The organism is Streptomyces sp. NPDC058457 (assembly GCF_042720695.1).
In the GTDB taxonomy this organism is placed as follows: Bacteria; Actinomycetota; Actinomycetes; order Streptomycetales; family Streptomycetaceae; genus Streptomyces.
The window spans coordinates 1-19,051 of sequence record NZ_JBHXLU010000026.1 but is presented as its reverse complement, the minus strand read 5'-3'; the positions used below and the strand labels follow the sequence as shown (position 1 = coordinate 19,051).

The following is a 19,051-nucleotide window of genomic DNA, read 5'->3' as shown; positions in this document are numbered from 1 at the left end:
CACGCGGCGGAGCCGCACATCGGCAGAGCCCCGCGCGCCCCGGGGTCGGCTGCCCGGCCCGGTGTCGGAAAGTGCTGGTCAGGCCGGCGTCGGTCTGCGGAGGAGGGATCTGATCGGTCTCCAGAGTTCCAGTGCCGTGACACCGTTGTCAGGGGCCGTTCGCCATATCAGGCCGTCGGGGTGGTGGAGGACGGCGGTGATCTCGTCCGGGGTCGGTGGGGCGGCGTTGCCCCGCAGGTAGACCGCTCGCATGCCCAGGTTGCGGAGCCTTGTCAGGGCCCGGGCACGGTTGTGGGCGTGGACCAGTACGCGGACGTCGGACGAGCCGTCCGCCGTGGCGGGGCTGGGCAGGTTCAGCGCCACCACCACTCTGCCGTTCGGCAGCTTGCAGAACCCTCCTGCGGCCATGCGGTCACACCCCCGTGCGCGTCGGTGTCAATAAGAAATCCACAGGACGCACCTAAGCACGAGCGGCGGCGACCCGCCAAGGGGTCGCCGCCGATACGTGTCTGACCTGCGGAAATGCGAATTACTTCACTGCGGGGCCGACCTGGAGGGAGATCGTCGAGCCGTCCCGGGCCTCCGTGACGATGTTGATCTTCGTGTTGGTGTCAGTGATCTTGACGCCGGCGGCCGGGTTCGAGGCGTCGTAGTAGTCGCTCTTGTGGTCGTTGAAGACCGACACCCCGGACGACTGCTTGATCTTCGTCGCGACGTCCGCCTTGTGGAGGGTGATGCCGTCGCTCGCGTAGAGGCTGAACGGCGAGTCGTAGGCCTGGATGCGGTTGCGCATCAGCGTGCCGTCGGACCACTTCAGCGCCGTCGGGTGCGAGTCGATCGGGAGGATCAGACCGGTACCGGGGTGGACGCTGGTGTTGTCGTCCGCCTCGGAGGTGTCCCACTTCCAGATCAACAGGCCGTTCTGGTACGCGTAGTGCTCCACCCAGTCCGGACGGGTCGTGGAGAAGCCGAAGTTGTACGGGCCGACCTTGAGGGTCTTGTCGTACGACACGTACTGGCGGTTCTCCGCGATGTAGTACTGCGCGTAGTCCTTGGTGAAGGACGCGCCGATGCGGGAGAAGCCGGAGGCGGTCCAGGCCGCGTCCGCCGACTCCGCGTTGTCGGAGAAGACCGTCGAGCCTCCCCCAGAGGGGGTACCCCCAGCGGTGAGGGTGATCTCGTCGGCCGCGAAGCCCTTCAGGGCGACCCCGCCGTCGGTCTGGTAGCGGAAGCGCAGCTGGATCTTCTGGCCCGCGTAGGCGTCCAGCGGGTACGACAGCTTGGTGTACGCGTCGGCCGAACCGGTGAGCGCCGGCTTGTCACTGCCGTCGCGCGGGAGGGCCGCACCGTTCACCGTGCCGTCCAGGGCGGTCCAGTTGGCGCCGCCGTCGGTGGACACCTCGGTGTAGAGGTAGTCGTAGCCCGACTCGATGTCGTACCAGCCGTCCAGGTTCAGCGTGGCGGACGACTTGCCGGTCAGGTCGACGTCACGGGTCAGGGTGTTCTTGAGGTTGTCACCGCTGCCGCTCCACCACTGGGTCGAGCCCTGGGCGGGAGTCACGACGGTGGTGGTGACCGCCTTGTCGGGCAGGGTGACCACGGTGGCCTGCTTGTTCTTGGTGTTGTACTCGGCGACCCCCAGCTTGTGGCTGGACTTCGTGCCCGCCTTGGCCACGTCGTAGTTGAGCCAGCCGAGCTGCAGCTTGTCCCAGGCGTTCATGTCGCCCGGCAGGTCGCCGATGGCCTCCTTGCCGGTGCCCAGCCAGGAGCCGGAGGACATCAGGGTCCAGAAGCCGGTGGAGTTCTCGCCGCCGTTGGTGTCGTACTCGTCCGGCAGGCCGAGGTCGTGGCCGTACTCGTGGGCGTAGACGCCGAGTCCGCCGTTCTCCGGCTGCATGGTGTAGTCGCCGACCCAGATGCCGGTGTCGCCGACCTGGGTGCCGCCGAGTTTGTTGTCGGCGGGGCCGGTGGCGCCGGCGTCGGTGCCGAAGGCGTACCAGCGGTGCGCCCAGATCGCGTCGGTGCCCTGGGCGCCGCCGCCCGCGGACTCGTCCTCGCCGGCGTGCACGATCTGGAAGTGGTCGACGTAGCCGTCGGGCTCGTTGAAGTTGCCGTCGCCGTCGTAGTCGTAGCGGTCCCACTGGTCGTACTGGGCGAGGTCGGCCTTGATGGCGGCGTCGGACTCGCCGGCCGCCTTCTGGTCGGCGACCCAGGCGTTCAGGCCGTCGCGCACCAGGTTCCAGACGCTGGAGCAGGTGGTGGAGCCGCAGGCGTTGTTGCCGTAACGGGCCTCGTTGTAGGGGACCTTGACCCAGTCGGTGACCTCACCGTCGACCGAGTAGCGGCCCGAGGACTGCTTCTCGTAGTACTTCTTCAGCGACTCGGTGTTCTTGCCGGTGCCGAAGTAGAGGTCCTGGAAGTGGGCCTGGTTGTAGTCCGCCTGCCACGCCGTGGAGTTGTCCTTGGTGCGGTCCGGCTGGGCTATCTGGTTGTGCAGCGGGCCGGCCGTGCCGTTGTACCGCGGGTCCGTCTGGTCGCCGAACTCCACCAGGATCGTGAAGATCTTGTCCGTCTTCTCACGGCCGAGCTCGACGTACTTGCTGTCGCCCTTCTTGCCCTTGAGCTGGACGACCTTGGATCCGTCGCGGTCCTTGACCTGGGCCTTGCCGGATATGACCTGGTCGAGGGCCTCCTGGCGCTGGGCCTCCTGGGTCTTGCTCAGGGGGCCGTCGAGGTCGTGCTCCTCCTGCTTCGTCGACGGGTCGTGCCGGTCGACGGTGCTGGTGGTCGCCGCCGGGGTCGCGGCCTCCGCGACCGCGAAGGTGGCGAAGCCGACGGAGGCGGTCGCGAGCGTCACGCCGACGGCGAGTGCTCTGAACGTCCAGGGTCTGCTGGTCACTTGAGTTCCTCCCCCGCGCCGCGCGCACGGCAAGGGGGACCGGGTGATGGTTGGGGGTCCGTGCGCGCACGTTCAACGCGTCGATTCAAGTGACGATATTTGACTACTGGTTTACGAGAAAAGACAGACCTTGACTCGGACAGTTCAACTGCACTATGCGGAGCGGGAGTTCGCTTTACGGACGCCGGGGCACGGAGGTACCCCGGAAGGACCTCACCCAACCGGCGCGCATATGCCTCCGGTTGCCGTATGCCATGCGACCGTGCGCCCCCTGTGCACCGGTACCGTGGGTTAGGTCACGCTTACCGGCCGTTCCACTCGGGCATGCACGCGAATAGAGTCGAACGGTGGAACGCCCGGAAGCCGGTGGAAACCAAGGCCGGTTCCTCGTCTCACCCCCATATCTCCCGAGGACACGATTGCCATGCCTCGTCCGACCCCGGCACAGCTCGTCTACGGTTCCTGCACCGTGATCTGCTCGACGCTCGCCATGCTGCTGCTGTCACAGACGAGTTCGGGCATCGGGATCGCGGTCATCGCGCTCGCCGCGCTCGGTCTGGGACTGCTGGTCGCCATGACGATCCCGCTCCCCCGGCCGCGCACGGTCGCGCAGTCCGTGCCCGCCCCGACCCCACTGCCCGAGGTGCGGATCCCCGTGCACCGGGAGACCGTGGCCGCCGCCACGGCCGAGCCCGTCCGGGAGCCCACCGCGCCCTGACGTGAGCACACCAGTGAAGTCGGCGGGTCCGTGAGACTGACGGACCCGCCGACTGCTTGTGCGCCCCCCTGCACCGGCCCCGCTACTGCACCGGCCCCGCTAGGCGTTCGTACTGACCACGACCGTCTTCGCCGCCTTGTCGTGCAGCCCCTGTTTGTACGGCTTGTCGAAGAAGCTCCAGCCGCCGCAGATCACCGTCCAGATGCAGGCGCAGCAGAAGGCGAACGGCACCCACAGCACCAGGGCGCGCAGCAGGGAGGTCTGGGTGGTGGGCGTGGCGCCGTCGGCCAGGTTGGCGACCCGCATGCCGAGCCACTTCATTCCGAGGGTCTGCCCGGACCTGGCGATCAGCAGGGTGTCGTAGGCGACGAACAGGACGGCGGCGACCAGCGACTGGAAGAAGGACCGGCCGGCCGAGATCCTGTCGCCGTCCATCTGGTACTCGCTCACCCCGAACGCCCAGGTGAGCAGCGCGACCACGATGCCCACCAGGATCATGTCGATGATCCGCGCGAGGGTGCGCTTGCCGCTGTCGGCGAGCGGCGGCATCCCGGCGAGCGGATCCTCGGGGTAGCCGCCGGTTCCGCCGCCGCCTCCATAAGGACCGCCGCCTCCGTAGCGGCCACCGCCTCCGTGGGGGTCGCCGCCCGCTCCGTAGGGGCCGCCGCCGTAGGAGGGCGGCGGGGGCTGCGAGCCGCCGTACGGGGTGTCGTACGGCGAGCCCGGCCCCTGGCCCTCGCTCTGGCCCGGCGGGGGCTGCTTCCGGAACGGATCGTCCTCCGGCGGCTCTCCGGAGCCGGGGGGCGGGGGCGGTTCGGTGCTCATGGCCCGAGTGGACCGCGAACCCGCCGGGCCCGCATCCGGCGAGCGGCCGTACGGAGTACGACGGCCCGTCAGTCGGCGACGAAGGTGTGCGCCGCCTTGTCGTGCCAGCACTGGTGCCAGGGCCGGTCGAACAGGCACCAGGCGACGCCGACGATCCCGATGCCGAGCAGTCCGGGCACGGTGTACACCAGCCAGCGGCGCAGCGCGGCCCCGAAGGCCGGCGGCTCGTGGCCCTCGATGTCGCGGACCTCCAGGCCGAACAGCTTCTTGCCGAGCGTGCGGCCCCACTTGGCGGTGGGCAGCACCTCGTAGAGGACGCCGACGAGGAGCAGGACGGCGAGCACGATCCCGAGGTACAGGCCGGTGGTGCCGTCGAGCAGCCAGACGGTCTCGGTGCGGCCGGAGAGCCTGGCCGCGTCGATCTTGTCCTGCACGTGGGCGGCGGCCTTGGTCCCGAACGGTACGGCGGCGGCCGCGGTCACCGCGCCGACGACCAGGCTGTCGACGAGCCGTGCGGCGAACCGCTTGCCGAGCCCGGCGGGCCGGGCCGCCGCCTGCCGCCGGGCGGCCGCCTGGAAGACGTCCTCCACCGGCGGCTTCCAGGGGGCGGCCTGCGGGTCACCGGCGAGCTGGTGCACCTGCTGCGCCCAGGAGGACTGTCCGCCGCCGGCACCGGAGGCCATCGGGGTGGCGGGAGCCATCGGGGACCGGGGCGCGGCGGACTGCTGTGGGGGGACGGCGGGGGCGACGGCCTGCGGGGCGGAAACCTGAGGGGCCTGCGCCTGGGCGGGCTGTGCCTGGGCGGCGGCGCGGGCGGCGGCCGCCTTTCCGGCGCCGAAACCGGGGCGCGCGGTACCGCCGGCGCCGGGCGCACCGACCGGCCCCTGGGCACCGAAACCGGCCGCGCCACCTGGGCCGCCGGAGCCCTGGGCGCCGTGGCCGGGGCTGCCGGCCGCACCGGACCCGGGGCCGGGCGTGCCCTCGCCCCGGATCGGCCGGAACGTCATCGTGCCGTCGTCCATGGGCGGCTGGGCGGCCGGCGGGGTGCCCGCCGGGCCGACCGTCGGCCTGCGGAAGATGAACGTGCCGCCGGAGTCGACGTCCCCCTGGTCAGCCGGCGGGATCGTCGCCGTGCCGTCGGTGCGGGAGGACCGGCCGTCCGGCTGGGCCGGGGAGCCCGCCGCCCGGGGGTCGGTGCCCCAGGCGCCCCCGTCGGCTCCCCAGCCGGAGGCGCCGCCCGGCTGCGGGTCCTCGTCGAAGAAGTGCGGGCCGGTCTCCTCGACCGCCGAGGCCGCCGGTGCCGCGGGGGCCGCGGGGTGCGAGCCGGGCGGCGCGACGAGGGGTTCGCCGTCGGACGGGGCAGGGCGGCTGGTGCCCGGCACCCACGCGGCGCCGTTCCAGTAACGGACGTAGCCGGGGATGGACGGGTCCGGGTAGTAGCCCTCGCGGGGCCGTTCGTCACCGGGTGCCGGGGTTGGGGCGGTCATGTCCGTCATCCCGTATCTGCTCGGGGGTCATGTGGGAGCCTCCACATCTATCAGACCCGGGTGCCCGTCACCGCCAGTCCCGCAGGACCCGCCCCTTTCCGGGCAGCCCTGTGCACCCCCTTCACCACATCGGAAAAAAACTTCCCGGAACCCGCGTAATGCTCGCGGCCCCAGCCCCTCTCCACTCGTACGGGCCCACCCGCAGGCGCCCCTACGACCGACCGAGAGAGGAAACGGACGTCATGCATCACACCGTGGTGGAACGCGAACTGGAGCTGCGGCTCATCCTGTCCCCCGAGCGGAGCATCCCGGTCCCGGCCCGGCTGACCTACCGCTCCGACGACCCGTACGCCGTCCATGTCGGCTTCCACATCAACTCCGAGTTCCCGGTCCACTGGACCTTCGCCCGCGATCTGCTCGTGGAGGGGGTGTTCCGGCCGTGCGGGCACGGGGACGTGCGGGTGTGGCCGACGAAGTCGGAGGGTCGCAGCGTCGTGCTGATGGCGCTGAGTTCACCCGACGGTGACGCCCTGCTCGAAGCACCGATCCCCCAGGTGTCCGCCTGGCTGGAGCGGACGCTGCGGGTGGTGCCCCCGGGGACCGAGGGCGGGCAGCTGGGGATCGACGAGGCGCTCGACCAGCTGCTCGCCCAGTGAGGGCCCCGCCGGATGAAGGCCGTGGGGGATCAGAACAGCTTGCCCGGATTGAGGATGCCCAGCGGGTCGAAGACGTTCTTCACGGCCCGCTGCATCTCCACGCCCACCGGCCCGATCTCGCGGGCCAGCCACTCCTTCTTCAGGACGCCGACGCCGTGTTCGCCGGTGATGGTGCCGCCGAGTTCCAGGCCGAGGCCCATGATCTCGTCGAAGGACTCGCGGGCCCGGCGGCACTCGTCGGGGTCCTGTGCGTCGAAGCAGACCGTGGGGTGGGTGTTGCCGTCGCCCGCATGGGCGACGACCCCGATGGTCAGCCCGTGCTTCTCCGCGATGCGCTCGACGCCCTCGATCATGTCGCCGAGCCGGGAGCGGGGCACGCACACGTCGTCGATCATCGTCGTGCCCTTGACGGCCTCCAGCGCGACGAGCGAGGACCGGCGGGCCTGGAGGAGGAGTTCGGACTCGGCGGCGTCGTCGGCGGGGACCACCTGGGTGGCGCCCGCGGCCTCGCAGAGCTCGCCGACGGCGGCCAGGTCGGCGGCCGGGTCCGGGGTGTCGAAGGCGGCGAGGAGCAGGGCCTCGGTGGACTCCGGCAGACCCATCCGGGTGAGTTCGTTGACCGCCTTCACGGTCGTACGGTCCATCAGTTCGAGCAGCGACGGCACATGGCCGCCTTCCATGATCCGGCACACCGCCTCGCAGGCGGCGGCCGCGGAGGCGAACTCGGCGGCCAGCACCAGCTGCTGCGGCGGCTTGGGCCGCAGCGCGAGCACGGCCCGTACGACGATGCCGAGCGAACCCTCCGAGCCGACGAACAGCCGGGTGAGGTCGTAGCCGGCGACGCCCTTCGCCGTACGGCGGCCGGTGGACATCAGCCGCCCGTCCGCGAGGACGACGTCCAGACCGAGCACGTACTCGGCGGTCACCCCGTACTTCACGCAGCACAGGCCGCCCGAGGCGGTGCCGATGTTGCCGCCGATCGTGCACATCTCCCAGCTGGAGGGGTCCGGCGGGTAGTAGAGGCCGTGTTCCTCGACCGCGCGGGAGAAGGCGGCGTTGACGACGCCGGGCTCGACGACCGCGATGCGGTCCACCGGCGAGATCTCCAGGACGCGGTCCATCTTCGTCAGGGACAGCACGATGCAGCCGTCGGTGGCGTTGGCCGCGCCGGACAGGCCGGTGCGGGCGCCCTGCGGGACGACCGGGACGCGCAGCTCGGTGGCGACGCGCATGACGTGCTGGACGTGCTGGACGGTGCGCGGCAGCACGACGACGGCCGGGGTGCCGGCCGGGCAGAAGCTCGCCATGTCGTTGGCGTAGGAGGCGGTCACGTCGGGGTCGACGAGGACCGCGTCGGCTGGCAGACCCGCGAGGAGCCGGTCGGTGAGGTTACTGGTTGCCTCGTCCCGAGGCGCTTCGATACGGCTCATGATCACAGCGTCGCACCCGGGGCCATCGGTGTGAACCCCACAGGTGCCGTCCTTGGGCCGCATGGATGCGGTCGTCGTATTGACGCACAGTGTGCATCATGTGCGCGCTGGATAACCGACCGTCCCCACCGGCCTCCTCGCTGCTCCCCGAACCGGCGCCGCCGCGCCGCCGCCGTGGCCGGGTGCTGCGGCGGCTGCTGGTCGTGGCGCTGACGGGCGGGGTGGCGGCGGGCGGCACGCTGATGCTGTGGCCGCGCGAGCCGCACCGGGCCGCACCGGGCCCGGCCGCCGGGCCGCGCGCCCAGGCGGCCGCGCGGGCGGCGGCGCTCGCCGCGGCGCAGACGGCCGTCGTCAACGGCCTGCCCGCCGCGCTGCCCGACCTCACGACGCTCATCGGCGCCCGCGAGGCGCGGGTACGGGCGCAGCCGAGGGACGCGAAGGCCTGGGCGGTGCTGGGGTCCGCGTACGTCGAGCGGGCGCGCCGGACCGCCGACACGGGCGACTACCCCCGGGCCGAGCGCGCGCTGCAGACCTCCCTCAAGGTGGCCGGCAAGAACAACACCGAGGCGCTGAGCGGACTGGCGGGCCTGGCCGTGGCGCGCCGGGACTTCCCGGAGGCCAGGCAGTTGGGCGAGGAGGCGCTGAAGGCGGCGCCGAAGCGGTGGTCGGCGTATCCGGTGCTGATCGACGCGTACAACGGGCTCGGCGACTACAAGGCGGCCCGGTCCGCGCTGGACAAGCTGATGGCGCTGAAGGTCGGGGCGGACGCGAAGCCGGCGGTGAAGGCGCGGGCCTCGGCGGTGTACCGGGACCGGGGCTGGCGCGAGGACGCGGTGGCCCAGGTGACCGACGCGGCGGCCGCCGCCCGGACCCCCGTCGAGCAGGCCGCGTATCTGGGCCAGGCCGGGCAGCTGGCCTGGGAGCGGGGTGACCGTGAGGACGCGCTGCAGCACTTCACGGCGGCCGTACGACTGGACCCCGACCAGCCGTCCGCGCGGGCCGGGCAGGGGCGGGCGCTGGCCGCGCTGGGCCGGACGCAGGAGGCGCTGACCGCGTACCAGGGGGCGCTCGCGCACCGGCCGACGCCGCAGGTCGCCCTGGAACTGGCCGAGTTGTACGAGTCGCTGGGAATGGGCCGGCAGGCGGAGTCGCAGTACACGTTGCTGCGGACGCAGGTACGGCATGAGCTGGCGGCCGGGGTCGACGACGATCTGGTGATCGGGCAGTACGAGGCGGACCACGGGGACGCCCAGGAGGCGGTGCGGCGGCTGACGGCCGAGTGGGAGCGCCAGCCCGGCATCGAGGTCGCGGACGCCCTGGGGTGGGCGCTGCACCGGGCCGGCGACGACAAGGAGGCGCTGCGCTACGCCTCGGTCGCGACGGACTCGACGAAGGGCGGCGGGGTCCGCAGCGCGCTGTACACCTTCCACCGGGGCATGATCGAACGCGACCTGGACCTCGAAGCACCGGCCCGCCGCCACCTCCAGGACGCCCTGCGGACCAACCCCTACTTCTCACCGCTCCAGACCCCGGCGGCCCGCGCCACCCTCACCGCCCTCGGCGACCAGCCACCGAACGAGGAGCTGCCGCAGTAGGCCGGCGGGGGTGGGTCACAGGTTGCCGCGGCGGTCCTGCTCTCGTTCGATCGCTTCGAAGAGGGCCTTGAAGTTGCCCTTGCCGAAGCCCATCGAGCCGTGCCGCTCGATGATCTCGAAGAAGACCGTCGGACGGTCCTGGACCGGCTTGGTGAAGATCTGGAGCAGGTAGCCGTCCTCGTCGCGGTCGGCGAGGATCCTCAGCTCGCGCAGGGTGTCCAGCGGGACGCGGGTGTCGCCGGCCCATTCGCCGAGGGTGTCGTAATAGGTGTCCGGGGTGCTCAGGAACTCGACGCCGGCCGCGCGCATGGTCCGTACCGTCTCGACGATGTCGTTCGTGTTGAGCGCGATGTGCTGGACGCCCGCTCCGCCGTAGAACTCCAGGTACTCGTCGATCTGGGACTTCTTCTTGGCGACGGCGGGCTCGTTGATCGGGAACTTGACCTTGAGGGTGCCGTCGGCGACCACCTTCGACATCAGCGCGCTGTACTCGGTGGCGATGTCGTCGCCCACGAACTCCTTCATGTTCGTGAAGCCCATGACCCGGTGGTAGAAGTCGACCCAGTCGTTCATCCGGCCGAGTTCGACGTTGCCGACGCAGTGGTCGACGGCCTGGAAGGTGCGGCGGGCCGGCGGTTCGACGATCGGGGACGCGGCGACGAACCCCGGGAGGTACGGGCCGTCGTAGCCGGTCCGCTCCACGAGGGTGTGCCGGGTCTCGCCGTACGTGGCGATCGCGGCCAGCACCACCGTGCCGTACTCGTCCTTGAGTTCGTACGGCTCGGCCACGGACCGGGCACCGTGCTCGACGGCGTACGCGTACGCGGCGCGGGCGTCCGGGACCTCGATGGCGAGGTCGACGACCCCGTCGCCGTGCTCGGCCACATGGCGGGACAGGAAGTGTCCCCACTCGGTGTCCGGCCTGATGACGGAGGTGAGGACGAACCGGGCCGAGCCGTTCTCCAGGACGTAGCTCGCGGTCTCGCGGCTGCCGTTCTCCGGTCCGGAGTACGCGACCAGCCGCATACCGAAGGCGGTGGAGTAGTAGTGCGCCGCCTGTTTGGCGTTGCCCACGGCGAAGACGACCGCGTCCATCCCCTTGACCGGGAAGGGGTCGTCCTGCCGGGCGGTCGCAGCGGGAGTGTGGTCTGTGGTCTGCGTCATGTCCGAAGGGTGAACCGGGTCCGCAAGGTGCGCAATAGATAGCATTTCTACTGGGCAATGTGTTCAGCAGTACGGCCGTAATGGCGGACTTTCTGTACAGGGTGACCACCCACGGAGGCGGACATGGCGATCGATCATCTGGACGGGCGGATCCTGGTGCTGCTGGCCCGGGAGCCGCGCATCGGGGTCCTGGAGATGTCCCGCCGGCTGGGCGTGGCCCGGGGGACGGTGCAGGCTCGTCTGGACCGGCTTCAGTCGAACGGGGTGATCCAGGGATTCGGCCCCCAGGTGGATCCGGCGGCCCTCGGCTACCCGGTCACCGCGTTCGCCACCCTGCAGATCCGGCAGGGCCAGGGGCCGGACGTGCGAGCGCACCTGGCGACCGTGCCGGAGGTGCTGGAACTGCACACCACCACCGGCACCGGCGACATGCAGTGCCGTCTGGTGGCCCGCTCCAACGCCGATCTCCAGCGGGTGATCGACCGGGTCGTCGGATTCGACGGCATCGTCCGGGCCTCCACGGCGATCGTCATGGAGAACCCCGTTCCGCTGCGGATCATCCCGCTGGTGGAACAGGCCGCGGCGGACAGCGAAGGGACGACCTGACCGGCAGGCGAGTTCCAAAGAAGTCGATGCAAAAGAGGTGTTGCAAAGGAGCCTTTGCATAGCTATCTTTGTACACATGACGGAGCACGAGGAACGCAAACCGCGCCGGCTGGACGCCCGCTCCCTGCGGGGGCTCGCACATCCGTTGCGGATGCAGCTGCTGGACGCCCTGCGGCAGCACGGTCCCGCCACCGCGTCCCAACTGGCCGAGCGGCTGGGCGAGTCCAGCGGCGCGACCAGCTACCACCTGCGCCAGCTCGCCGAACACGGCTTCGTCGAGGACGCCCCGGAGCGCGGCAAGGGCCGGGAGCGGTGGTGGCAGGCGGCGGACCAGGGAATCACCTACGACAGCGCGGACTTCGAGGACGCGAGTCCCGAGATACGGGGACTGACGGAGGTCTTCCTGCAGGAGGCCGCCGCACGTCACGCCCGCGAGCTGGCCGCCTGGCTCGGCACCCGTGACCAGTGGTCCCAGGCCTGGACCCGCTCCTCCGACATGAGCGACATGGGTCTGCGGCTCACCCCCGACCTCGCCCTCGAACTGATCGAGAAGATGCACGCCCTGGTCGACGACTACCGGGACCGGGTCCCCGACAAGGACACGCCGGAGTCGGAACAAGTACGCATCCACACGCACCTCTTCCCCCTCAAGACGGACTGAGAGGCACACCATGTACACGCAGGCCCAGCTCGCCCGGCACCACATGACGGAACTGCACACCCAGGCGGAGAACCACCGGCTGGCGAAGGAGGCCAAGCCCGAGCGGGAACTCCGCAAGCGCATCGGCTGGACCCTGGTGGAGGTAGGCCTGCGCCTGGCATCTCCGACCCCGGCGATCGCCCCGTAAGGCTCGGTGGCCCTGTAAGGCTCAACGCCCCGCGAGCTCAGCGCCCCGCAAGGGGCGCGGGGAACTGCGCGACCAGCCCCCACCACCCCGCACCCGAAACTCAACAGCTGGGGACCTTCTCCCCCTTCTCCAACGCCACCAAGTCGGACACGGCCCCCTTGAGCGTCGTCACCGGCACCAGCCGCAACCCCTTCGGCAGCTCCCCCTTGGCATCGGCGCACTCGTCCTTCGGCACAAGAAAGACAGTCGCCCCGTCCCTGCGCGCGGCCTGCGTCTTCAGCCCGACCCCGCCCACGGCCCCCACCGTGCCGTCCGCGGCGATGGTCCCCGTACCGGCGATGTTCTTCCCCCCGGTGAGGTCTCCCCCGCTGCCGTTCCCGTCCAGCTTGTCGATGATGCCGAGCGAGAACAGCAACCCCGCACTCGGCCCGCCCACATCCGCCAGCTTCAGGGTCACCTTCACCTTGCTCGCGCTCAGGTCGAGGTACTTCAGCGCGGCCTGGGCCGCCGCGTCCTGCGACTGCTCCATCTGCTCGGTGTTGTGCTGCTCGATCTCCTTGACGTCGTTGCCGCTCGGGTAGACCGAGTCGCGCGGCATGACGGCCCGGTCCGTCCGGAACCAGTTGCCGATCACGTCGCCCAGCGAGACCCGCGCGTCCGGCCCGGTCGCCTCGATCGTCGTCATCCGCAACTGCCCGCTGGTCGTGCGTACGGGCGCCCCGGAGACGGTGATCACCGGGGTGCCCTTGTTGTCGCCGAGCACGTTGGCCGTCATCCCGGGCTGGGCCACCGAGAACGGCAACGGCGCGAAGACGGCCGTACCGATCAGAGCCACGACGGGAACCGCGCAGACGGCGATGACCTGGAGACGCGTGAGACGTGAGAGCACGGAGTCAATCTAACGCGGCGACCTGTTCAGGCCACCGCCCCGACCCCGCTCAGCGCAGCGCTTCCGCGACCTCCCGGGCCGCGTCCATGACCCGTGCCCCCACCCGTTCCGGCACGGCGTCGGCCAGCATCACGACCCCGACGCTGCCCTCGACGCCGGTGACCCCGAGCAGCGGTGCCGCGGCCCCGCTCGCCCCGGCCTCCAGTTCGCCGTGGGTCAGCGTGTAGCCGGGGTCGTCCCGCGGCTTGTGCCGTGCGGCCAGGATCGCCTTGCCGGCGGCCCCGCGGTCCAGCGGGTGCCGGAACCCGGCCCGGTAGGCCACGTGATAGTCGGTCCAGGTCGGCTCGACGACCGCGACGGCGAGCGCCTCGGTCCCGTCGACCAACGTCAGATGCGCCGTCGCCCCTATGTCCTCGGCGAGCGAACGCAGCGCCGGCAGGGCCGCTTCCCGTACGAGGGGGTGCACCTGGCGTCCGAGACGCAGCACGCCCAGCCCGACCCGGGCTCGCCCGCCCAGGTCACGCCGTACCAGCGCATGCTGCTCAAGCGTGGCGAGCAACCGGTACACCACGGTCCGGTTCACGCCCAGTTTGTTGGAAAGCTCGGTGACGGTCAGCCCGTGGTCCGTGTCGGCCAGCAGTTTGAGGACCTTGAGTCCCCGGTCGAGCGTCTGAGAGGTCTCCGCGGTCACGACGCCCACTCCTTAAGTGGTGAGGTCGGCAACCTCCGACGCGGCGGATGCGTCGCCGAGTCCCGTCAGCGACGCGCTTCAGAGGCCGCCGATCGGCAGGACGGCCCGGCGGCTCCGGGCCCAGTCGCTTCACGGCTGCGCTCCGCGGCGGCGCTGCCACGGGGCGTGTGCGTAGCCGGACAGTAGCGAAGCGGGTTCGCTGAGCGGAAGCCTCCGTCCAGAATCCGGTCACGTACCGGTATGGACTACTGCGCTTTGTATCGGTATGCGTCCACCTGTCGCGCCCCATAGGGGCGCGGGGAACTGCGCGAGCAACCACAGTCAACCTGCACCCGACCGACTACCGCATCCGCGTAGCCCACTCCTGCACTTTCGCGATCCGCTGCCGCAACTGCCCCGCCGTGGCCTCCGCACTCGGCGGCCCCCCGCACACCCTCCGCAGCTCCGTGTGAATCACCCCGTGCGGCTTCCCGCTCTGATGCACATACGCGCTGACCATCGTGTTCAGCTGCTTCCGCAGCTCCATCATCTCCTTGTGGGAGACCACGGGCCGCCGCTCCGCGGGCAGTTCCAGCAGGTCGGCCTCGTCGTCCGGCTTCTTGCGGCTGTGCGCGATCTGCCGGGCCTGCCGCTTCTGCAACAGCAACTGCACCTGGTCGGGTTCGAGCAGCCCCGGAATGCCGAGGTAGTCCTGCTCCTCCTCGCTCCCCGGGTGCGCCTGCATGCCGAACTCGGCGCCGTCGTAGAGCACCCGGTCGAAGACGGCCTCGGACTCCAGCGCCTCGAAGGCGAACTGCTCCTGCTCGCCGGTGTCCTCGTCCTGCTCCTTGTTCGCCTCCTCCATCTCCTTCTCGGACTCGGCGTACGGGTCCTCCTCGCCGTCCTTCTTCGGCTTGTCGAGGGCGTGGTCGCGCTCGACCTCCATCTCGTTGGCGAAGGTCAGCAGATCGGGCACGGTCGGCAGGAACACGGACGCGGTCTCACCGCGCCGCCGGGACCGCACGAACCGCCCGACGGCCTGGGCGAAGAAGAGAGGAGTGGAAATGGTCGTGGCGTAGACCCCGACCGCCAGCCGGGGCACGTCGACGCCCTCGGACACCATCCGCACCGCGACCATCCACCGGTCGTCGCTCCCGCTGAAGTCGTCGATCCGCTTGGACGCGCCGGTGTCGTCGGAGAGGACCAGGGTCGCCTTCGTCCCCGTGATCTCGCGGATGAGCTTGGCGTAGGCGCGGGCCGATTCCTGGTCGGAGGCGATGACGAGGGCGCCCGCGTCCGGAATCCCCTTCCGCACCTCGGTCAGCCGCTGGTCGGCCGCGCGCAGCACCGCAGGCATCCACTCACCGCGCGGATCGAGCGCCGTACGCCAGGCCTGGCTGACGGCGTCCTTGGTCATGGGCTCGCCGAGCCGCGCGGCGATCTCGTCGCCGGCCTTCGTCCGCCAGCGCATGTTGCCGCTGTAGGAGAGGAAGATGACGGGGCGCACGACGTGGTCGGCGAGCGCGTTGCCGTACCCGTACGTGTAGTCGGCGGCCGAGCGCCGGATCCCGTCCTGCCCCTCCTCGTACGTCACGAAGGGGATGGGGTTGGTGTCGGACCGGAACGGCGTACCGGTCAGGGCCAGCCGCCGGGTCGCCGGCTCGAACGCCTCCAGGCAGGCCTCGCCCCAGGACTTGGAGTCGCCGGCGTGGTGGATCTCGTCGAGGATGACGAGGGTCTTGCGCTGCTCGGACCGGTTGCGGTGCAGCATCGGCCGCACGCCGACACCGGCATACGTCACGGCGACCCCGTCGTACTCCCGGCTGAGCGGTCCGGCGCTGTACTCGGGATCGAGCTTGATCCCTATCCGCGCCGCGGCCTCCGCCCACTGCTTCTTCAGGTGCTCGGTGGGGGCTACGACGGTGACCTGCTGCACGACATGGTGGTGCAGCAGCCAGGAGGCGAGCGTCAGCGCGAACGTCGTCTTCCCGGCGCCGGGCGTGGCCACGGCCAGGAAGTCGCGCGGCTGCTCCTGGACGTACCTCTCCATGGCCCCCTGCTGCCAGGCACGCAGCCTGCTGGCGGTACCCCAGGGCGCCCGGCCCGGGAAGGCCGGCGAAAGGTGATGGGAGGACGAGGAAGCAGAGGCGGCGGTGGTAGTCACGGTCTCCGTAGTAAGGGGGTTCGGGAGGCAGTAAGGGGCTGGGCGGCTACGTATGACAACCGGGCCACCCTACCGGCGCGCCATGGCGGTCAACGCGCGGACAAGGCCGGGTCACCCCCGGGTGGGACTCACGTCACAGATCACGAAGCCGCCGCGCGATGACGCCGATGTCGTTCTCCGCGCCGGAGGCCACATCGACGACCAGGTCGTATGCCGTGCCCTGCGCCACGTCGGTGAGATCGACGCCGTTGACGGCGAGGAAGGTCGCCGTGGCCAGCCATGCGGTGCGCTTGTTGCCGTCGGCCAGGGGGTGGTTGGCGGCGAGGCCGTGCAGCAGTGCGGCAGCCTGCTCGTACCGGTCCGGGTAGGCCGGCGTACCGAACATCCGGGCCCGCGGCCGGTGCACGGCCGAAGCGAACAGCCCCGGCGCCCGGGTCTCCGGCGCACATCCACCGAACGCGACCTCGGCAATGGCCGCGACTTCGGCAACAGTGAGGTGCCGGGTCGGGTCGGGGGTCGGGTCGCAGGTCGGGGCGGAGGTCGGGTCCGGGGTCATTCGCCCAGCCTCCGCAGCAGATCGGCGTGGGCCAGGGCGAGGCGCTCGGCGACGGCCCGAACCCTCGCCTCCTCCTCCCGCAGCTGCCCGCGTACGGCGTCCAGCGCCAACTCCTCGGGCTGCCGCGCCTGCGCGTCGGCGAGGTCGTCGAGGGCCTGGCGGGTCGCCGGGTCGAGGAAGAGGGTCAGCTCGGACATACGGGGAGCGTAGGACGCGCGATCACCGCCCGACGATCGATTTACGACGCCCGCTCCCGCAGCCGCGTCGTCACCCAGGCACCGATGAGCGCCACCCCCGCCATCGGCAGGAACACGACGGCGAAGGCCGCCGGACGGGAACCGGAGCCGGCCGCCCCCGTCATGCTGCCCCCGCCGAGGGACGCGAAGGCCGCGCCGGTCGCGGCGAGCAGGACGACGTTCGAGAGGGCGTCGGAGATCTGGAGGGCGGCGGAGTTGGCGCCGGCCTCCTGCGGGGCGGAGAGCCGGAGCATCAGCACGCTGGCCGAGGCGATCACCAGGCCCATCCCGAAGCAGCCGAAGCCCCAGGCGACGGCGACGGTCCAGACCGGCACGCCGGGCACGAGCACCGTCGGCGCCGTGGCGATCGCCGCCGCCACCAGCACCATCCCCAGGGTCATCAGCCGCTCCCGGTACGGCTCCATGCGCGGCCGCGCCTGCACCCAGGAGCCCACCGCCCAGGTCACCCCGCCCGCGGCCAGCGAGAATCCGGCGAGGGTGGGGGACAGCCCCCGTTGGGTCACGAGCATCAGCGGCACGAAGGACTCGGCGGAGATGAAGGCGCCGGCCGCGACCCCGCGCAGCAGGACGACGGAGGGCAGGCCCCGGGCCGCCCGGTACGTACCGCGGGGCAGCAGCCCGAACACGGCCGGCACCAGCAGCGCACCACCGAGCAGTCCGGGTATCACCGACAGCCACCGCAGATCCTGGGCCGCGTACTGCAGCAGCCCCGCACCGAGCGAAATACCGAAGGCGAGCCGGATCCGCCGCCGGTCGAAGGCTCCGGGCCCTCCTTCCGCCACGGGCCCTCCGGCCCGGCGCCGTATCTGAGGCAGGGCGAGCGCCACCGGAAAGACCACGAGCACCGGAATCCCCAGGAACACCCACCGCCACCCGAGTTGCTCGGTCACCGCGCCGGCGGCCAGCGGCCCGACGACGGACGGCACCACCCACCCCGCGGCGAACGCGGCCATGATCGCGGGCCGCAACCGCTCCGGGTAGGCCCGCCCCACCACGACGTACAACGCGACGATGACCAGCCCGCCGCCGAACCCCTGCACGGCCCTCCCCGCGATGAACACCCACATGCCCTGGGCGGTCCCGGCCACCACCAGCCCGGCGGCGAAGGCCCCGATCCCCGTCGTCAGCGCCCCGAGCGGCCCCTTCCGGTCCGACCACTGCCCGGCCAGCACCATCCCGAAGAGACTGGTCGTGAAGTACCCGGAGAAGGCGAACGCGTACAGCGACACCCCGCCCAGCTCCCGCGCCGCAACGGGCATCGCCGTACCTACCGCGGTCGCCTCGAAGGCGATGAGCAGCACGACCGACACGATCCCGACACTCAGCGCCCGGTACGACCGCCCCAGCACGCCCTGCTCGTCATCGATCCTGTCGGCGGTCTCGTCTGCGACGACGGCGTCGCTCGGCTCAAGGGCGGTCATACCGACCACGGTAAGGCCCAACCTCCACTCTGACCCCTGTCGCAAGCCCCACCCCGCCTCCGACCTTGGTCGTACACCCCGGTTCATGAACGCCGTATGGCAGTCCCGTTGCAGCCCCGCCCGCCCCCTTGAGCCCCTCCCCCACACCCCCGTACCTTCAGATCACCGACACGGCCGTGTGCCCGAGTGGTTTAGGGACTCGCCTGCAAAGCGAGTTACGTGGGTTCGATTCCCGCCACGGCCTCTGACTGCCTGACCAGGCAGAACGAAAGGGCGGCACCCCTCCGGGGGTGTCACCCTTCAGACCGCCGGTCTCAGCAATCCAGGGGCCGGACGGCTCCACCCCATGGGTGTGAAGGTGACGATCCGCGTGCTTCGAATATCCGTGGGTTGCGGCATGGTTGTGCATCCCTCACGTAACTGGCCACCTGGCCCGACCTCACGGAGGCGGAACCGAGCTGCGGCATTGGCCGGGCACGTGCCTCAGTCCGCGTCAAGAATGCCGCCTTCCATTCCGACCGGGACGTTGACCTGCACCTCACGGCGCGGGGCACTACCGCCCGAGAATCTCAGCAGTGGCCGAGAAGCACTCTCCTGGGCAAACGCCTGAAGGACGCGTTCGGCGCGGCGCACAGTCAGGCCGAGGTCAAAGCAGCCGTCGCCAAGGCTTACGCGTCATCCACGGATCGGCCGGTGCGCGAGTTCATTCCTGTACTGGTCGAGCGCCCGACGGGCGTCACACCCAACTGAACGGCGTTGCCTGTCGGAGCACTAGTAGGGCCTGGTCAGGTTCACTCGCCGGTGGCGTGTCTCCTTGATTGCCTGTGTTGTTGAGCGGGTGTGATGGCTGAGGAGCTGGCTGCGGT

Annotated in this window: 19 protein-coding genes and 1 tRNA gene; 8 read left to right on the top strand and 12 right to left on the bottom strand. The window is 70.9% G+C overall.

Annotation, left to right across the window (positions count from 1 at the left end; translation table 11 throughout):
* Window positions 1-78 precede the first annotated feature (78 nt).
* Both ACFWPS_RS21565 and ACFWPS_RS21560 read right to left on the bottom strand, forming a co-directional pair.
* Window positions 79-408 (bottom strand): hypothetical protein, encoded by a 330-nt coding sequence (locus ACFWPS_RS21565; protein WP_383707434.1) that lies wholly within the window; start codon window positions 406-408, stop codon window positions 79-81.
* 121 nt (window positions 409-529) lie between these two features.
* Entirely contained in the window at window positions 530-2,899 is a 2,370-nt protein-coding gene (locus tag ACFWPS_RS21560) for an immune inhibitor A domain-containing protein (RefSeq protein ID WP_383707432.1), read from the bottom strand.
* A 424-nt stretch (window positions 2,900-3,323) separates the two neighbouring features.
* On the opposite strand from ACFWPS_RS21560, the gene ACFWPS_RS21555 reads away from it, so the two are divergent.
* Window positions 3,324-3,617 carry a hypothetical protein gene (locus tag ACFWPS_RS21555; RefSeq protein WP_361288337.1) on the top strand — a complete coding sequence of 98 codons (294 nt, stop codon included), beginning with the start codon at window positions 3,324-3,326 and terminating at the stop codon, window positions 3,615-3,617.
* 99 nt (window positions 3,618-3,716) lie between these two features.
* On the opposite strand, the gene ACFWPS_RS21550 is transcribed toward ACFWPS_RS21555, so the two are convergent.
* The gene (locus ACFWPS_RS21550; protein ID WP_383707430.1) at window positions 3,717-4,442 is read right to left on the bottom strand and encodes an RDD family protein; all 726 of its coding nucleotides are present in this window, start codon (window positions 4,440-4,442) and stop codon (window positions 3,717-3,719) included.
* A gap of 68 nt (window positions 4,443-4,510) precedes the next feature.
* Window positions 4,511-5,929: an RDD family protein gene (locus ACFWPS_RS21545; RefSeq protein ID WP_383707428.1), complete on the bottom strand. Its 1,419-nt coding sequence runs from the start codon at window positions 5,927-5,929 to the stop codon at window positions 4,511-4,513.
* A 242-nt stretch (window positions 5,930-6,171) separates the two neighbouring features.
* Between ACFWPS_RS21545 and ACFWPS_RS21540 the strand changes: the two genes are divergently transcribed.
* Window positions 6,172-6,585 carry an SsgA family sporulation/cell division regulator gene (locus ACFWPS_RS21540; RefSeq protein WP_383707426.1) on the top strand — a complete coding sequence of 138 codons (414 nt, stop codon included), beginning with the start codon at window positions 6,172-6,174 and terminating at the stop codon, window positions 6,583-6,585.
* A 29-nt stretch (window positions 6,586-6,614) separates the two neighbouring features.
* On the opposite strand, the gene ACFWPS_RS21535 is transcribed toward ACFWPS_RS21540, so the two are convergent.
* Entirely contained in the window at window positions 6,615-8,021 is a 1,407-nt protein-coding gene (locus tag ACFWPS_RS21535) for an FAD-binding oxidoreductase (RefSeq protein WP_383707424.1), read from the bottom strand.
* 92 nt (window positions 8,022-8,113) lie between these two features.
* On the opposite strand from ACFWPS_RS21535, the gene ACFWPS_RS21530 reads away from it, so the two are divergent.
* On the top strand, window positions 8,114-9,610 hold the full coding sequence (locus ACFWPS_RS21530; RefSeq protein WP_383707422.1) for a tetratricopeptide repeat protein: 1,497 nt from the start codon (window positions 8,114-8,116) through the stop codon (window positions 9,608-9,610).
* A gap of 15 nt (window positions 9,611-9,625) precedes the next feature.
* Here the strand turns inward: ACFWPS_RS21530 and hppD are convergent, their stop codons facing one another.
* Window positions 9,626-10,774, bottom strand: a complete 1,149-nt coding sequence (gene hppD, locus ACFWPS_RS21525) for a 4-hydroxyphenylpyruvate dioxygenase (protein ID WP_383707420.1) — start codon at window positions 10,772-10,774, stop codon at window positions 9,626-9,628.
* A gap of 123 nt (window positions 10,775-10,897) precedes the next feature.
* Here hppD and ACFWPS_RS21520 point away from each other — a divergent pair, with 123 nt between their 5' ends.
* The 3 genes from ACFWPS_RS21520 (at window position 10,898) to ACFWPS_RS21510 (ending at window position 12,228) form a co-directional block, all read left to right on the top strand.
* Complete coding sequence (locus tag ACFWPS_RS21520) at window positions 10,898-11,380, top strand: Lrp/AsnC family transcriptional regulator (RefSeq protein WP_383707418.1); 483 nt, start codon at window positions 10,898-10,900, stop codon at window positions 11,378-11,380.
* Window positions 11,381-11,456: 76 nt separating this feature from the next.
* Complete coding sequence (locus ACFWPS_RS21515) at window positions 11,457-12,041, top strand: ArsR/SmtB family transcription factor (RefSeq protein ID WP_383707416.1); 585 nt, start codon at window positions 11,457-11,459, stop codon at window positions 12,039-12,041.
* A gap of 10 nt (window positions 12,042-12,051) precedes the next feature.
* The gene (locus ACFWPS_RS21510; protein ID WP_383707414.1) at window positions 12,052-12,228 is read left to right on the top strand and encodes a hypothetical protein; all 177 of its coding nucleotides are present in this window, start codon (window positions 12,052-12,054) and stop codon (window positions 12,226-12,228) included.
* Between the two features lie 100 nt (window positions 12,229-12,328).
* On the opposite strand, the gene ACFWPS_RS21505 is transcribed toward ACFWPS_RS21510, so the two are convergent.
* The 6 genes from ACFWPS_RS21505 to ACFWPS_RS21480 all read right to left on the bottom strand — a co-directional run bounded on the left by ACFWPS_RS21505 (window position 12,329) and on the right by ACFWPS_RS21480 (window position 18,185).
* Window positions 12,329-13,117: a S16 family serine protease gene (locus ACFWPS_RS21505; protein ID WP_383707412.1), complete on the bottom strand. Its 789-nt coding sequence runs from the start codon at window positions 13,115-13,117 to the stop codon at window positions 12,329-12,331.
* A gap of 49 nt (window positions 13,118-13,166) precedes the next feature.
* Window positions 13,167-13,808, bottom strand: coding sequence for an IclR family transcriptional regulator (locus ACFWPS_RS21500; RefSeq protein ID WP_383707410.1), 642 nt, complete (start codon window positions 13,806-13,808; stop codon window positions 13,167-13,169).
* A 340-nt stretch (window positions 13,809-14,148) separates the two neighbouring features.
* The gene (locus tag ACFWPS_RS21495) at window positions 14,149-15,951 is read right to left on the bottom strand and encodes a DEAD/DEAH box helicase (RefSeq protein ID WP_383707408.1); all 1,803 of its coding nucleotides are present in this window, start codon (window positions 15,949-15,951) and stop codon (window positions 14,149-14,151) included.
* A 133-nt stretch (window positions 15,952-16,084) separates the two neighbouring features.
* Window positions 16,085-16,507 (bottom strand): type II toxin-antitoxin system death-on-curing family toxin, encoded by a 423-nt coding sequence (locus ACFWPS_RS21490; RefSeq protein ID WP_383707406.1) that lies wholly within the window; start codon window positions 16,505-16,507, stop codon window positions 16,085-16,087.
* Window positions 16,504-16,704 (bottom strand): hypothetical protein, encoded by a 201-nt coding sequence (locus ACFWPS_RS21485; protein ID WP_383707404.1) that lies wholly within the window; start codon window positions 16,702-16,704, stop codon window positions 16,504-16,506. Before ACFWPS_RS21485 ends, ACFWPS_RS21490 begins: the two co-directional genes overlap by 4 nt.
* A 41-nt stretch (window positions 16,705-16,745) precedes the next feature.
* Window positions 16,746-18,185, bottom strand: a complete 1,440-nt coding sequence (locus tag ACFWPS_RS21480) for an MFS transporter (RefSeq protein ID WP_383707402.1) — start codon at window positions 18,183-18,185, stop codon at window positions 16,746-16,748.
* A 172-nt stretch (window positions 18,186-18,357) separates the two neighbouring features.
* Here ACFWPS_RS21480 and ACFWPS_RS21475 point away from each other — a divergent pair.
* Together ACFWPS_RS21475 and ACFWPS_RS21470 are read left to right on the top strand one after the other, a co-directional pair.
* Window positions 18,358-18,429, top strand: a tRNA-Cys gene (locus ACFWPS_RS21475).
* Between the two features lie 176 nt (window positions 18,430-18,605).
* On the top strand, window positions 18,606-18,935 hold the full coding sequence (locus tag ACFWPS_RS21470) for a three-helix bundle dimerization domain-containing protein (RefSeq protein WP_383707601.1): 330 nt from the start codon (window positions 18,606-18,608) through the stop codon (window positions 18,933-18,935).
* Window positions 18,936-19,051: the final 116 nt, after the last annotated feature.